Source organism: Paenibacillus hubeiensis, assembly GCF_032334105.1.
GTDB classification, from domain to species: domain Bacteria; phylum Bacillota; class Bacilli; order Paenibacillales; family Paenibacillaceae; genus Paenibacillus; species Paenibacillus hubeiensis.
Genome location: NZ_JAVYAE020000005.1, coordinates 331,336 through 345,256, shown reverse-complemented (window position 1 = coordinate 345,256; position 13,921 = coordinate 331,336). Strand labels below are relative to the sequence as shown.

The 13,921-nt window shown below is 51.0% G+C and carries 15 protein-coding genes; 11 read left to right on the top strand and 4 right to left on the bottom strand.

All coding sequences use genetic code 11. From position 1 onward, the window contains the following. Nucleotides 1-137 precede the first annotated feature (137 nt). Both RSX24_RS16780 and RSX24_RS16775 read right to left on the bottom strand, forming a co-directional pair. Entirely contained in the window at nt 138-1,091 is a 954-nt protein-coding gene (locus RSX24_RS16780) for a DMT family transporter (RefSeq protein ID WP_343261242.1), read from the bottom strand. After that, complete coding sequence (locus RSX24_RS16775; protein WP_343261241.1) at nt 1,088-1,831, bottom strand: SDR family NAD(P)-dependent oxidoreductase; 744 nt, start codon at nt 1,829-1,831, stop codon at nt 1,088-1,090. Before RSX24_RS16775 ends, RSX24_RS16780 begins: the two co-directional genes overlap by 4 nt. 172 nt (nt 1,832-2,003) lie before the next feature. On the opposite strand from RSX24_RS16775, the gene RSX24_RS16770 reads away from it, so the two are divergent. The 6 genes from RSX24_RS16770 (at nt 2,004) to crcB (RSX24_RS16745) (ending at nt 7,483) form a co-directional block, all read left to right on the top strand. Beyond that, on the top strand, nt 2,004-2,888 hold the full coding sequence (locus RSX24_RS16770; RefSeq protein ID WP_343261240.1) for a LysR family transcriptional regulator: 885 nt from the start codon (nt 2,004-2,006) through the stop codon (nt 2,886-2,888). 14 nt (nt 2,889-2,902) lie between these two features. Next, entirely contained in the window at nt 2,903-4,207 is a 1,305-nt protein-coding gene (locus RSX24_RS16765; RefSeq protein WP_236415825.1) for a replication-associated recombination protein A, read from the top strand. Nucleotides 4,208-4,572: 365 nt separating this feature from the next. Then, nucleotides 4,573-5,583, top strand: a complete 1,011-nt coding sequence (locus RSX24_RS16760) for a thiamine pyrophosphate-dependent dehydrogenase E1 component subunit alpha (RefSeq protein WP_339274247.1) — start codon at nt 4,573-4,575, stop codon at nt 5,581-5,583. Nucleotides 5,584-5,604: 21 nt separating this feature from the next. After that, entirely contained in the window at nt 5,605-6,606 is a 1,002-nt protein-coding gene (locus tag RSX24_RS16755) for an alpha-ketoacid dehydrogenase subunit beta (protein WP_343261239.1), read from the top strand. Between the two features lie 119 nt (nt 6,607-6,725). Next, the gene (gene crcB / locus RSX24_RS16750) at nt 6,726-7,127 is read left to right on the top strand and encodes a fluoride efflux transporter CrcB (protein ID WP_236415462.1); all 402 of its coding nucleotides are present in this window, start codon (nt 6,726-6,728) and stop codon (nt 7,125-7,127) included. Further along, nucleotides 7,124-7,483: a fluoride efflux transporter CrcB gene (gene crcB / locus RSX24_RS16745; protein WP_236415463.1), complete on the top strand. Its 360-nt coding sequence runs from the start codon at nt 7,124-7,126 to the stop codon at nt 7,481-7,483. The genes crcB (RSX24_RS16750) and crcB (RSX24_RS16745) overlap by 4 nt, the downstream gene beginning before the upstream one ends. Nucleotides 7,484-7,622: 139 nt before the next feature. Here the strand turns inward: crcB (RSX24_RS16745) and mnmA are convergent, their stop codons facing one another. Further along, a complete protein-coding gene (gene mnmA, locus RSX24_RS16740) occupies nt 7,623-8,753 on the bottom strand; it encodes a tRNA 2-thiouridine(34) synthase MnmA (RefSeq protein WP_290371445.1) in 1,131 nt (376 codons plus the stop codon). A gap of 324 nt (nt 8,754-9,077) precedes the next feature. Between mnmA and cymR the strand changes: the two genes are divergently transcribed. Beyond that, nucleotides 9,078-9,497 carry a cysteine metabolism transcriptional regulator CymR gene (gene cymR / locus RSX24_RS16735; RefSeq protein WP_343261238.1) on the top strand — a complete coding sequence of 140 codons (420 nt, stop codon included), beginning with the start codon at nt 9,078-9,080 and terminating at the stop codon, nt 9,495-9,497. Between the two features lie 285 nt (nt 9,498-9,782). On the opposite strand, the gene RSX24_RS16730 is transcribed toward cymR, so the two are convergent. Then, entirely contained in the window at nt 9,783-10,136 is a 354-nt protein-coding gene (locus RSX24_RS16730; RefSeq protein WP_343261237.1) for a hypothetical protein, read from the bottom strand. A 114-nt stretch (nt 10,137-10,250) separates the two neighbouring features. Between RSX24_RS16730 and RSX24_RS16725 the strand changes: the two genes are divergently transcribed. The 4 genes from RSX24_RS16725 to RSX24_RS16710 all read left to right on the top strand — a co-directional run bounded on the left by RSX24_RS16725 (nt 10,251) and on the right by RSX24_RS16710 (nt 13,735). Further along, nucleotides 10,251-11,402 carry a cysteine desulfurase family protein gene (locus RSX24_RS16725; protein ID WP_236415468.1) on the top strand — a complete coding sequence of 384 codons (1,152 nt, stop codon included), beginning with the start codon at nt 10,251-10,253 and terminating at the stop codon, nt 11,400-11,402. Between the two features lie 163 nt (nt 11,403-11,565). After that, nucleotides 11,566-12,087 carry a PRC-barrel domain-containing protein gene (locus RSX24_RS16720; RefSeq protein ID WP_236415470.1) on the top strand — a complete coding sequence of 174 codons (522 nt, stop codon included), beginning with the start codon at nt 11,566-11,568 and terminating at the stop codon, nt 12,085-12,087. 10 nt (nt 12,088-12,097) lie between these two features. Then, on the top strand, nt 12,098-12,307 hold the full coding sequence (locus RSX24_RS16715) for a YrzR-like zinc ribbon domain (protein ID WP_236415471.1): 210 nt from the start codon (nt 12,098-12,100) through the stop codon (nt 12,305-12,307). Nucleotides 12,308-12,667: 360 nt separating this feature from the next. Beyond that, nucleotides 12,668-13,735, top strand: a complete 1,068-nt coding sequence (locus RSX24_RS16710) for an AI-2E family transporter (RefSeq protein WP_236415472.1) — start codon at nt 12,668-12,670, stop codon at nt 13,733-13,735. Nucleotides 13,736-13,921 lie beyond the last annotated feature (186 nt).

The window sequence follows — 13,921 nt, the reverse complement described above, 5'->3', positions numbered from 1 at the left end:
AAGATAAATAGTAAAGCATGGTGCCGGGGGCGCCATGCTTTTTCTGTATGTTTATGGCAAGGGTGATGTACTACACGGAACAGGTTGTTTTTGGCTTGCAAATGAATACGAGGTCGACATTCCGTGTTTTCTCTTTTCTATCCTTTGGATGGCCGAGGCGAGATGAATTTCGATGGGATCTTCTTGTCAGAAGCGCTTCCTTTGCGGTTAACCAAATAAATGCCGATGCAGACGCAAGCGGCTCCAACGCCCATAACCCATTGCACCCGTTCTCCAAGCAGGACCCAGCTGCAAGCAACACCGAATAACGGCGCGAGGAACAGAAACGAGCTGGTGCGTGCAGGGTCGCTATTGTGCAGCAAATAGAACCAGAGCGAAAACTGCACCATCGAGCAGGCCAGCACCAGCCATATCAGTACTATAAACGAGGTTGCGTTTAGCGCAAACGCGGGTTGCTCGGTAAATGCGCTCAGCATCAGTAAGACGATACCGCCCGCAAGCATTTGATAGGAAGTGAGTACATAGGTATTCTGTTCGCTTCCCCAACGTTTGACCAGTATGGTGGAAATGGCGAAAAAGACGGCTCCCGCCAATCCGATCAGCGTTCCCGGGCTAAAGCTGAGTTGAAAGCCAAAACCGACGGCGACGCCCGCGATGCCAAGGAGTACGCCGCTCCACTGACTGAGCCGGTATGATACGCCATCCAGCAATGTGCTAAACAGAATGAACAGCAGCGGGCTCGTAAACGTGATGATCGCGGATTCCCCCGAAGTTAGCCAGTTCATGCTGTAATAGGCACAGCCCATGACCCCTGCGGATTGAAACAAGCCGATAATGGCTGTTTGCATCCACTGCTTCCAGCCTTTTGGTAATGGTCGCTTTCTGACGATCCACGCCAGCAAGGCGCCTGCCAGCACATAACGAAGTCCCATCAGCAGAAAAGGAGGGGCGTACGCCATGCCGATTTTGCCGACGGGGAACGACGTGCCCATAATCAGCGTTGTGAGCAAAATCAAAACAACGTGCTTTAATGGTTTTAATCCTTTGGCTCGATCGTTAACATTTCCTTTAACTTGTTCACCAACGCTCATAACGTTTGACCCGCGTCGACCGTGATGAGCTGTCCGGTCATGGACGGCTGCTCCAGCGCGGCAACGATCATATGGGCAATATCCTCAGGAGAGGATATGCGCTGCAATAACAGTTGTCCGCCCAACTGTTCCATACGTGCCTCGTTGCCTGCCCACCAACGCGTGGAAACCGCTCCAGGAACGATGGCGTTAACCCGGATGTGGGGAGACAGAGCATGGGCAAGGGAGCGGGTCAACCCATGCACGGCGGCTTTGGATGCCGCGTAAGGGACGGAGGAGCCTGATCCGGTCATGCCGGCAATGCTGCCAAGGTTGACGATCGCGCCATGTCCGGCCTGCCGCATGCCTTTGGAGACAGCCCTTGCGCAATAAAACATGCCTTTGACATTGACGTTATAAAGCGTGTCCCATGCGTCATCGTCGACGGCATCCAGATCTTGCAGCGGAATATGTCTCGTGATACCCGCATTGTTGACCAGTGCCGTTATGGGGCCATGTTCACGTTCAATGCCGGCAACCATCTGACGTACTGCCTGATCATCGGCGATGTCGGCTTGCACGGCAAAAGCGCGTCCGCCGGTGTCCCGTATCTGCTGCACGGTCGCCTCGGCTTCCAGCCGGGAACGCGAATAATTGACTGCTACGGTTGCCCCGTGCCGGGACAACAGCACGCTGGCGGCTCTGCCGATTCCTGTGCCGCCGCCAGTTACGATCGCTACGGTTTGTTCGGATATTTTCATGGTTACACTCCTCTTGATGAATTGGATTCAGTGATGTTGGCAAACCGGCTTGCCTGTTACACTGATTGTAGCGCCGAGCGAGCATGCTGTATAATGATTGTTAATGAACCAGAAATCATTTTGAATGATATCAAAAACGGGATCAAGGTAGTATCGGAAGGGGCGGTTGTCCATGGAAAGCGGAGATTTGCGCATATTTCAGTGCGTTGCACAGGAGGGAAACGTGACCAGAGCAGCGGCAAGGTTAGGGTATGTTCAGTCCAATGTGACCGCAAGAATCCGGCATTTGGAGAACGAATTGGGAACGGCTCTCTTTATTCGGCATAACCGGGGCATGACGCTGTCTCCGGCCGGGGAGCTTCTATTGACTTACGCGGACAAAGTCGTAGGGTTGCTTGAAGAAGCAACGAAGGCGCTTCAAGCCACCGGGACGCCGTCCGGACCGCTGCGCATCGGTTCGACGCAGACTGCGGCTGCGGTGCGTTTACCCGAGCTTTTTTCGCTGTATTACAAGAGCCATCCGCAAGTATCGTTGTCTTTGACGACCGGCAACTCTCAGGTATTGATCGATCAGGTCGTTGGCTACGAACTGGAGGGGGCGTTCATCGGCTGTGCTTGCGATCATCCCGATTTGCGCGCGATTCCGGTATTTAACGAGCGAGTGTTTATCGTATCGTCCGGCATGAATGCCGATCAGGAAGAGTTGTACGCCAAGCCGATTCTGGTCTATAGCCGCGGGTGCTCCTATCGCGAAATATTGGAAAACTGGCTGAGGGAAAGTGGTGTTCACCGCCCAGCGATCATGGAGTTCGGCACGTTGGAGGCCATTATTAGCGGAGTGGCTTCAGGTATGGGGATTTCCCTCCTGCCCGAGATTGTCGTGCGGCAGCAGATTGCCGGCGGCATGCTTCGCAAGCATTCGCTCCCTGCAGGAAAGGATCATATGACGACGTATTTCATTACGCGCAAGGATGCGTTCATCAGCAGTGCCATGCGGGCGTTTATCGATTTGATCGCGCAGGAATATGGTATGATAGAGAGCAGGCCAATCAGTTAAGGAAGTGAATAATGATGGATTTGTTTTCGTTTCAACAGGATGCGGAGCCGAAGGCGAGACTGCTTGCCGATCGGATGCGTCCGGAGAAGCTTGAAGAATATATCGGGCAAGAGCATATCATCGGGCCGGGCAAGCTGCTTCGCCGCGCCATCGAGGCCGACCAGATTTCGTCCATACTGCTGTATGGTCCTCCAGGATGCGGCAAAACCACGTTGGCGCATATCATATCCAAGCACACGCAGGGTAATTTCGTTCGGCTGAACGCGGTGGATGCGTCCGTGAAGGACGTTCGTGAAGTGATCGAGCAAGCCCAGACGAACAAGCAGCTGTACGGCACCAAAACGATTCTGTTTCTGGACGAGGTGCACCGCTTCAACAGCTCGCGGCAGGATGCGCTGCTGCCTGCGGTGGAACAGGGCACCATTATTTTTATCGGGGCGACGACGGAGAATCCGTTTCATTACGTGAACGGGGCCTTGATGAGCCGCTCAACGCTGTTTCAACTGGAGCCGCTGAACAAGGAGCACTCGCTGATTGCCATGCGTCGTGCCCTGCAAGATGCGGACAAGGGCCTCGGTTTCATGGAGCTGAAGGCGGACGAAGAGGCGCTATCGCATATCGCGACGATGGCCAACGGGGACATTCGGCGCGCGCTGAATGCCCTGGAACTGGCCGCACTGACCACGCCGCCGGAAACGGACGGTTCCATCCATATTACGCTCGCGGTTGCGGAAGAATCCATTCGCCGTCCCATCGTGCGCGCGGACGAGTCGACGCAATACGACGTGTTGTCGGCGTTTCACAAAAGCATTCGCGGTTCCAGCGATGCCGCCCTGTTCTGGTTTCTGTACGCGGTGGAAAAGCTGGGCATGGACCCGATGGTGTTTATTCGCCGTTTGATTGCGGCGAGCAGCGAGGATATCGGCCTTGCCAATCCGCAGGCCATGACGCAGGCCATCGGCGCGCTGGACGCGTATCGCAACAACGGCTGGCCGGAGGCCAAACTCAACATTGCGCAGGCGATCCTGTTTGCGGTGGAAAGTCCGAAATCGAATGCCGTGTATACGGCCATTTCCAAAGCGATGGAAGCGATCGAGGAAGTGAAGTCGGCGGAGGTGCCGCTGCATCTTCGTGATACCCATTACGCCGGAGCGGCCAAGCTTGGGCACGAGGGGTACCTATATCCGCACAACTATCCGGGACATTACGTGAAGCAGGAGTATTTGCCGAAACAGCTGTCGCGCCGCATTTTCTATGAGGCGACCGAGCAGGGGAACGAATCCAAGATTCGCCTCAACCAGCAGCGTCGGAGAGGGTAACGGATATGAATGTCTACGTGTCTGGTTACCTTAAGGAATGAGTAGAATGTAATATGTGGTTTGTGCACGATAAGCTGCTTTCAGTATTCTCTGAAGGCGGCTTTTTTCTTTTTCTGCAAAGCTCGTGCTGCTTTATTTCATAGTTTCATAATAAGCTAGAAAGAGCTGTGGATTAACATCGTCGGTTTCGAAGTATAATGATGATTCGCTGATCAGGTTAGAGGATTTTTAACAGCAGGCTTGATCTGACCCCAAAATAGTTAGAGTATTCTTGTAATTCCAAATTATTGATTTGATTGAATTGAGATAGTAATATAGTAAATTGATGTAATAGAACTTGAATCCGACTTTAGGGGGGCACTTTCATGAGCGAAACTGGCATAGCGGGAGAACGTGTTCTTCATCATTCACTGGGATTGACCGATGAAGAGGCTATTGACATGTATAAAACGATGGTAATGGCACGGAAATTTGATGAACGCAATTTGCTGCTTCAGCGCGCAGGTAAAATTAATTTTCATGTTTCAGGCATTGGACAAGAAGTGGCACAGGTCGCTGCTGCATATGCCCTCAACAAGTCGACGGATTACTTCCTCCCTTACTATCGCGATTATGGCCTCGTCCTAGCGCTAGGCATGAGCATCAAAGAATTGATGCTGTCCGTATTTGCCAAAGCGGAAGACCCCAATAGCGGAGGCCGTCAAATGCCTGGCCACTTTGGATATAAAAAGCTTCGGATCGTAACTGGTTCCAGTCCGGTTACTACGCAAGTGCCCCATGCCGTTGGCATAGCGCTGGCGGCAAAAATGAAAAATGAGAAGTTAGTGAGTTTTGTAACCTTTGGGGAAGGATCCAGCAATCAAGGAGATTTTCACGAAGGCTGCAATTTTGCGGGGGTTCACAAACTTCCGGTCATTTTGATGTGCGAGAATAATCAGTATGCGATTTCCGTGCCGATCCATAAGCAGCTTGGTGGACGGGTTGTTGACCGTGCGCGAGGCTATGGGATTGCAGGTGTACGAGTGGATGGGAACAACGTATTTGAGGTTTACAAAGCCGTAAAGGAAGCTCGGGAGAGAGCGATTCGCGGGGAAGGGCCAACGCTCATTGAAGCCATGTTATACCGACTTTCGCCGCACTCCACTGCCGATAATGATTTATTGTACAGGACGAAGGACGAAGTAGAGGAGAACCGGGCTAAGGACGGAATTCCCAAGTACCAACAATATTTGATCGATTGCGGAATATGGAGTGCCGCTCATGAGGAAGAACTGCAATCTCAGCTCAAAAAACAAATCGATGATGCGATAAACTATGCGGATAAGGCCCCGTTGCCAACGCCGGAGTCTTCGTTGGACCATGTATATGCAGAATGAATTAGAGGGGGAGTAGGGTCAATGGCAATCATGAATTATGTATCGGCGATCCGCCTTGGGATGCAGGAAGAATTGGCGAGGGATGAGAACGTTTTTGTATTGGGCGAAGATGTCGGAGTCAAGGGGGGAGTCTATACAACGACAAAAGGGCTGATCGACATGTTTGGCGAAGAACGAGTTTTGGACACGCCGCTTGCCGAATCGGCGATTGCCGGGGTAGCGATCGGTGCTGCCATGTATGGAATGAAGCCGATCGCCGAAATGCAGTATTCCGATTTCATGTTTCCGGCAACGAACCAGATTATCAGCGAAGCAGCCAAAATCCGCTATCGTTCCAACAATGATTGGAGTTGTCCGCTTGTGATTCGTGCTCCCATCGGAGCCGGCGTCTTCGGTGGACTCTATCATTCCCAATGCGCAGAATCGGTGTTTTTCGGAACCCCGGGCCTTAAAATCGTAGCCCCTTATAGACCTTACGATGCAAAGGGTTTGCTGAAAGCCGCGGTCAGAGATCCCGATCCCGTACTGTACTTCGAGCACAAGAAATGCTTCATGCTGGTGAAGGGTGAAGTGCCGGAAGACGACTATACGGTACCCATCGGCAAATCCAATGTGCTTCGCGAGGGGACCGATATAACTGTAATAAGTTACAGCATGCCGCTTATGTTTATAGAACATGCTGCAGAAGAACTTGAAGAAGAAGGGATTTCTGCACATGTGCTCGATTTACGAACACTCCAACCTTTAGATAAAGAAGGGATATTGGAGGCTGTCCGGAAAACGGGAAAGGTGCTGATTGTGCATGAAGACAACAAAACAGGAGGTATTGGGGCAGAGGTATCGGCCATCATTGCCGAAGAACTGCTTTTCGATTTGGACGCACCCATCATGCGGCTGTGCGGCCCGGATACTCCAGCCACGACGTTCCATGCGCCGGGAGAAAAATACTTCCTGTTGAATAAAGATAAAGTAAAAGAGGCCATGAAGAACCTGGCATTATTTGATCCGCATTTGCCAGCGTGAGAAATTCAGCTTCCGACCGCCTTTTCCCTTGTACCTGCGGGACCCCATGGTTTAAATCTCGATAATCCACTATCATTAGGGAGAAGGAAAAAGTATAACGTCTGGAGATGTCTTGCGTCATGAAGGAACTTGTTTATGTTGGGCTTGGCGGCATTGCGGGCACGTTGACCCGTTACGGCGTCCAGCTGTGGATACCGCAGGACAATGGGGGCTTCCCTTGGGGGGTGCTGCTGATCAACGCGGTGGGCAGCCTGTTTCTGGGGTGGTTTTTCACGGTAGCCGTACCTCACAAAATTTCGGCTGAGCTGCGCCTGGCCATCGGCACGGGGTTTACCGGCGCGTTCACGACCTTTTCAACCTTTGCGCTCGATATGGTGCGATTGGCGGAAGGCGGACATTGGATAAGTGCGGCTGCGTATGTATTCACTAGCATCGCGGCAGGACTCTTGCTTTGCTCGGTCGGTATCCGCTGGGGAGAGCAAATGTTGAGAAGGGATGGAAGGGGCGGTGCGCAGGCATGATCATCTGGATCGGTGCAGCAGGCATGATGGGTTCGATCCTGCGGTATTCGCTGGGACGATGGGTGTCTGCCCGGTTAGGCACTTCGTTTCCATGGGGAACATGGCTGATCAACATCAGCGGTTCGCTGCTGCTTGGAATGCTTTATGGCTGGCACGCGTCTGCAGCCATTTCCGATATGCTGTGGGTCATCGTAGGTACAGGATTTTGCGGTGCATACACGACCTTCTCCACATTTGGTTATGAGACCATGGGTCTAATAAGCCGGAAACGGTATGGTAGAGCGGTCCTTTACGTCGTCAGTTCGGTCATCGTGGGCACGTTGGCCTCATTTTGCGGCACGTGGATCACTGCATAAACCGGGTATTCGGATTTTTTTGCAGGGAAAAGAAGGAAAAAAGCCATCCTCCATGGTATACATGATAGGGATGGCTTTTATTGGCTTTTATGCTTGTGTAGAAAGCTCCATACATACAGGTATGGAATTCGTGGACTGATCAGCCCAAAGCCGGCACAGGCACTTTTTGCACCTGGTCGATTGTTCCGCCTCCAAGGCAGACGTCGCCATCATAAAACACGACAGCCTGTCCAGGCGTAATGGCTTTTTGTTGTTGGTCGAATTGCACGTCCACGCTTCCGTCCGCATTCCAGGTGAGCGTAACGCCTTGGTCTGGTTGACGGTAACGGAACTTCGCCGTACAACGGAAAGACCCGCTCGGAATGTGCTCTGAACCGGCAATCCAATTCACGCCGGTTGCGGTCAATCCCGTGGAATAAAGACTTGCATGAGAATCGCCCTGCACAACCAGCAGCTGGTTGCGTTCCAGATCTTTATCGGCAACGAACCATGGTTCCCCATTGCCCGATCCGCCGATGCCAAGACCTTGGCGCTGACCCAGCGTATAATACATCAGTCCGTCATGGCGACCTTTGACTTCGCCGGTCACGATATCGATCATGTCCCCGCCTTTGGCAGGCAGGTAGTTGCTCAGGAATTCTTTAAAGTTGCGTTCGCCAATGAAGCAGACACCAGTGCTGTCCTTTTTCTTAGCGGTATACAGCCCGGCGGCCTCAGCGATTTTGCGAACCTCCGGCTTCGGCAGATGACCGATCGGGAACATGGCTTTGGACAACTGATTTTGGTTCAGCGCGTTCAGGAAATAGGTCTGATCCTTGTTGCTGTCCACACCGCGAAGCAGCTTGTAAGCGCCATTCTCTTCAACAAGGCGCGCATAGTGGCCGGTAGCGACGTAATCTGCGCCAAGATCAAGAGCCTTGTTCAGGAATTCGCCGAATTTGATTTCGCGGTTGCACATGACATCCGGATTCGGAGTCCGGCCGGACTTATATTCATCGAGGAAATAGGTAAATACTTTATCGAAATACTCTTTCTCGAAGTTGACAGTGTAGTAGGGAATGCCGATCTGCTCGCACACCCGGCGCACGTCCTCTGAATCTTCTTCAGCGGTACAATGGCCGAATTCGTCCGTATCGTCCCAGTTTTTCATGAAAATGCCGATGACATCGTAACCTTGCTCTTTCAGCAGCAGTGCGGTTACGGAAGAGTCGACACCTCCGGACATGCCAACGACGACCCGTGTATTTTCTTTTGTTTTGGACATCGTCATCACCACTTCTATATATAAATGTGTTGAACCGCGTCGGTAGACGCTTTTCTTATTCTAGCATAACCGGACCCAACTTACGATACACCCGGGGAACTTTGGATACTGTCCACTCCAGGCGCACAGATTAATTGCCATCCATGTTTCCTTTGGGCATGCAGTTATGTTAACATTAGGCGAGGGTTATGATCGGAATACGGAGGTTTAAGGAACATGGGCCGTTTTTTCATATCCCGCTGTGGCGAATCAGTGACGGGAATCGTGGCCACATGTGATGAGCGAACAAACACTAAACAGGTTTTCTGAAAATTGAAAGAGGTGACTCCTTTGAAAATATCGACAAAAGGCCGCTATGGCCTTACCATCATGATGGAGCTGGCTGCCAGAACCGGCGAAGGCCCGACTTCCCTGAAGAGCATTGCGGAGCGCAATCAGCTCTCGGAGCATTATTTGGAGCAATTGATCGCTCCCCTGCGCAATGCAGGACTTGTTAAAAGCATTCGCGGAGCGTACGGCGGCTATATTCTGGCCAGCGATCCGGCCAGCGTGACTGCAGGTGACGTCATTCGTGTGTTGGAAGGCCCGATCTCCCCGGTGGACTTCACCGAGGAAGACGATCCGGCCAAGCGGGACCTGTGGCTGCGTATCCGCGACAGCATTGCCGAGGTGCTGGATTCGACGACGCTGCAAGACCTGATCTCGTATCAAGACCAGGAGCAGAAGGACAGCTACATGTTTTACATTTAATTTTCAGGTATGGATTTAATAAATCCTTGATGCAAGGGTTTGGCTTCATTACTGGGGCCAAACTTTCAGTTAAATGATTAACATTTTGATCGAGGCTGCGACACGCATACACGGCAAAAACATTAAAGCCCCCAAATTGGGGGCTTTCGCGTGCAAATGGCAACTTTTATAAGACTTGTTGGTTAAGCTAAGTCGAAATACTAAAAACATATGCAACAATGGCTGTTAACGGTCTATGTATGAAAATCGCAAATCTCGGCCTGGAATTTAAGCCCGGCTATTGGACTAGCGATTTTTGAGGGTTTCGATGTCAGCCTCCATTCGCAGCTGGCGGCGATTCAAAATATCAATGCTGTGTTGATGGGTATTCAATTCGGCCGTAACCTTGCGTTCGAAGCTTGCCTGGTTTTCTTCCAGGCGTTTGGTGATTTCAAGGGTTTCCAGCACCGCTTGCTTGAGCAGCGGAATATCTTTGGTTTGCTGTTCGATGGTATCCAATCTGCCTTCAATATGATCGAAACGACCATCCATGCTATCCAGACGTCCATCCATGTTGTCCAAACGCTGATCTATATGATCAAAACGTTTGTTCATCTGCTGCAACTGGTTCAAAATTTGTTCAAGTACGGCATCGCTCATAACACTCTTCCTCCTTATCAAATGTAGTGATTCCATTATACTTGAAGTTGCATTACAAAAACATTCGATTTGATTTCCAATTCCATTATAGCGATTACGAGGTGAAAGATTAACATGAATAGAATTTATTTGGACCATGCTGCATCCACGCCTGTGCATCCACAGGTCGCACAAACAATGATGGATATCATGACCGGGCAATTCGGCAATGCCTCAAGCATCCATGCCTTCGGTCGAGAAGCGAAACGAACCGTCAATGGAGCCAGGGATGCCATCGCTGCCTTGCTTGGCTGTTTCCCTGACGAATTGGTATTTACCAGCGGAGGCACGGAAAGCGATAATTTGGCGATCTTCGGCGCAGTCGCGGCCCGGAAAGACAAAGGGCGGCATATCATTACGTCGGCCGTCGAACACCACGCGGTGCTGCATACTTGCGAGGAACTGGAGCGCCAAGGTTATGACGTGACTTATTTGGGCGTGGACGAGCATGGAAGAATCCGCATGGAGGAATTGCGGCAGGCCATTCGTCCGGATACCGTGCTGATCACGATCATGTACGCTAATAATGAAGTCGGCACGCTCCAGCCGATTCGGGAGATCGGCGAACTTGCCCGCGAACGCGGCATTCTGTTCCACACGGATGCGGTACAGGCGCTGGGGACGCAGCATATTTCCTGCAAAGACATGCCTGTTGACATGATCAGCTTGTCCGCGCACAAAATTAACGGTCCGCAGGGCGTCGGTGCGCTGTACGTGCGCAGGGGCACGATGCTGGAAGCAAGGGCGCATGGAGGGCTGCAGGAACGTCAGCGGCGTGCGGGAACCGAAAATATGGCGGGTATTGCCGGTTTTGCCGAAGCGCTCAAAATAGCCGTGTCGCAGGCAGAAAAACGCTATGAGCATGATCTTCTTTTACGCTCCCTGTTGTTGGAACAGTTGGAGAAGCATGTTGGCGCCGAGCATTTTCATGTGAACGGCCACCCCGATTATACACTTCCGCATATCCTTAACGTCAGCTTCCCGGAAGTGTCGACAGAAACGATGCTCATGAACCTGGACATGGAAGGCATTGCGGTGGCGAGTGGGTCGGCATGCACCTCGGGGTCGCTTGAAGTGTCCCATGTACTCAAAGCGATGAACCTTCCGGAAGCTTTATTGCACTCCGCGATTCGTTTTAGCTGGGGGTTGGGTAATACTACGGAAGAAATGATAAAAACGGGCGAAAAAATTGGAACCATTCTTTTGCGACTTCGTAATAGACTTTGAGGGTCTCTTTATCTGCGGAACAGAAGGAGGGAAGGAGTTCCAATTTATCGGTTGAATGGAGCGGTCTGGGGCGACGGTGAATGGTTTTTCGTTCATTCGGGGAATACCTAAATTCAATGATGCCGCGTCTGTTTCACGATAAGATGATGAGGAGGACACTGCGATGAAGCTTCAGGAAATGATCGGTCTTGCCGTTTTTGATGTGGAAGGCGGAAAACAGGTCGGGAAAATCCAGGATTTCATTGTGAGCGACGATTGGAAAATAGAAGGCATTGAACTTGAAAGCAAAGGCCTGTTTACCAGTCATGTCAAAATCGTGCAGTGGCAAGATATCGTTGCCTACGGCGAAGATGCCGTCATGATCCGTAATCAACAGGCTGTCCGCAAGACGGGAGCCGACAACATAAAACATACGTACCTCCTCGGTCAGTCCAAATTAAAAGAGATGTCGGTGTTGACCGGCGACGGTTTGCTGCTTGGACGCGTCTCTGATGTTTATTTTGACCAGGAGTTGGGAAATACAATAAAAGGGATCGAAATTACGGACGGTTTTGTGTCCGACTTGATCGAAGGCCGCAAATGGCTGCCATGTACAAGTGATATGTCCATTGGAGAGAGTGCTGTAATGGTGCCCCCGCTGAGTGAACAGCGCTTGGAAAATGCCATTCATTCTGTGAACGGATAGGTGAATGAATATGAAATGTCCAAACTGTAGTTCCAAAGATATCGGTAAAATCGGCTCCCATCAGTTTTATTGCTGGGGATGCTTTATTGAATTGAACGTCAACGGCGACAAGATGTCCGTATATCAAGTGGAGGAGGACGGTACGCTTAGCTCGCTGGACGATTTGTTTTTTGGCGAAGAGCTGCCGCAGGATTTTCCCCATTTGCACGCTTCTTCTTAATTGCAAACAAAACTTCGTTTACATGCGGTTTTGTGACAATGTCAGGCGCCGGGCACCAAGGTGCAACCTGCAAGGGTTACATTACGATATGCATTCGATCGAAAGGCTTGTACTCGCGTATCGCATTACTTTATCGTATGCAGAGGCGAAGTGCAAGATGCATCGGTTACGTCTCCTTTATAGTAAAGGAGGCGTCTTTTTCATGTTCTCCCAAAAACGCAGCGCGCTATCGGACCTGCTTCGAGATGGCAGAAGATCTTTCGGCCAAAGGCAGCTTCCCAAAAACTGAAACAATTAATAAATACTCCTGCTCCTACATATACTGACTTTCAGAGCCAGTCCAAAGAGGAGTGAGGCACTGTGGAGCAATTAACCAAAAACAAGCTGTTCCGTTATGCCATCTGGCTGCTGCTTGGCTTGATCATTTTGTATTTTATCTGGCTGCTGCGGCCATTGCTGCTGCATATATATGGATTTCTGAAAACCGTGCTGGCGCCGTTTGTCATTGCGCTCATCATTTCGTATGTGCTTAACCCGATCGTCAGCATGCTGGGCGGGCGCAAAGTGCCGCGGTCCATCGCGGTACTGTTGATCTATGCGTTTTTCCTGACTTGTATCGGAGTCATCCTGGTTAACGTGATCCCGGTGCTGATGGAGCAGTTGGAGGAACTGAACGAACACATGCCCGAATTGTCGATGCGCGCCCAGAGCCTCATGAACAACATGGACAACAAACTGATGCCGCCGAGCGTTCGTTCAGGCATGAACAGCTGGTTTTATCAAATGGAGGATCGGCTTAGCCAAGGAATTACGGTGTTGATGGACAATATCGGGGCGACGATTAACGTGTTGTTCAACATTTTTATCGTGCCGTTCCTCATTTTTTACATGCTCAAAGATTTTGAGGTGTTTGAACGGACTGTCGTGGCTTATCTTCCGCGTTCCCGGAGAAAAGCAATCGTTACGGTCATGAAAGAAATCGATGCGGCGCTTGGCAACTACATTCGCGGCCAGTTCATCGTCTGTGTGATCGTAGGCATTTTCGCGTATATCGGATATATCATCATTGATATGCCTTATGCCCTGCTGCTGGCGAGCATTGTGGCGGTGTTCAACATCGTGCCTTATCTTGGTCCCTTCCTTGGCGCGGCCCCGGCTGTGGTGATGGCATCGACGGTATCGTTTAAAATGATGATGCTGGTTGTCGTCGTGAACATGCTGTGCCAGGTGCTGGAAAGCAACATTATCTCTCCGCAGGTGGTTGGGCGAACGCTTCATCTGCATCCGCTTTCGATTATTTTTGCCCTGCTTGTCGGCGGGGAAATTGCGGGCATCTTCGGCCTAATTTTGGCCGTCCCTGTATTTGCGGTGTTAAAAGTCATTGTCCAGCATTTTTTCGCATACTATATCAAGCGAAGAACGGACTGATACAAGCTGCGATGGACGGCGGCTGCCTTCATTTGACAGGCATTGACGTTGCCGATATAATGAAAAAAGTATGTTTGTATAATGAAATCGATGATGAAATGAAGTACGCCGGGCGTTCCTTTCTCAGAGAAGAGACTCCTTCGGCAGCAGGGTTATTCTGCTGCTGATGGCTGGAAGGGTCTTGAA

What these genes read in the sequence shown, in the direction of transcription:
- RSX24_RS16755 (WP_343261239.1), top strand. Translation starts at nt 5,605, where the DNA reads ATGGCAATCATGAATTATGTATCGGCGATCCGCCTTGGGATGCAGGAA.
- RSX24_RS16720 (WP_236415470.1), top strand. Translation starts at nt 11,566, where the DNA reads ATGAAGCTTCAGGAAATGATCGGTCTTGCCGTTTTTGATGTGGAAGGC.
- RSX24_RS16770 (WP_343261240.1), top strand. Translation starts at nt 2,004, where the DNA reads ATGGAAAGCGGAGATTTGCGCATATTTCAGTGCGTTGCACAGGAGGGA.
- crcB (WP_236415463.1), top strand. Translation starts at nt 7,124, where the DNA reads ATGATCATCTGGATCGGTGCAGCAGGCATGATGGGTTCGATCCTGCGG.
- RSX24_RS16780 (WP_343261242.1), bottom strand. Translation starts at nt 1,091, where the DNA reads ATGAGCGTTGGTGAACAAGTTAAAGGAAATGTTAACGATCGAGCCAAA.
- crcB (WP_236415462.1), top strand. Translation starts at nt 6,726, where the DNA reads ATGAAGGAACTTGTTTATGTTGGGCTTGGCGGCATTGCGGGCACGTTG.
- RSX24_RS16715 (WP_236415471.1), top strand. Translation starts at nt 12,098, where the DNA reads ATGAAATGTCCAAACTGTAGTTCCAAAGATATCGGTAAAATCGGCTCC.
- RSX24_RS16765 (WP_236415825.1), top strand. Translation starts at nt 2,903, where the DNA reads ATGGATTTGTTTTCGTTTCAACAGGATGCGGAGCCGAAGGCGAGACTG.
- RSX24_RS16725 (WP_236415468.1), top strand. Translation starts at nt 10,251, where the DNA reads ATGAATAGAATTTATTTGGACCATGCTGCATCCACGCCTGTGCATCCA.
- RSX24_RS16730 (WP_343261237.1), bottom strand. Translation starts at nt 10,136, where the DNA reads ATGAGCGATGCCGTACTTGAACAAATTTTGAACCAGTTGCAGCAGATG.
- RSX24_RS16775 (WP_343261241.1), bottom strand. Translation starts at nt 1,831, where the DNA reads ATGAAAATATCCGAACAAACCGTAGCGATCGTAACTGGCGGCGGCACA.
- RSX24_RS16760 (WP_339274247.1), top strand. Translation starts at nt 4,573, where the DNA reads ATGAGCGAAACTGGCATAGCGGGAGAACGTGTTCTTCATCATTCACTG.
- mnmA (WP_290371445.1), bottom strand. Translation starts at nt 8,753, where the DNA reads ATGACGATGTCCAAAACAAAAGAAAATACACGGGTCGTCGTTGGCATG.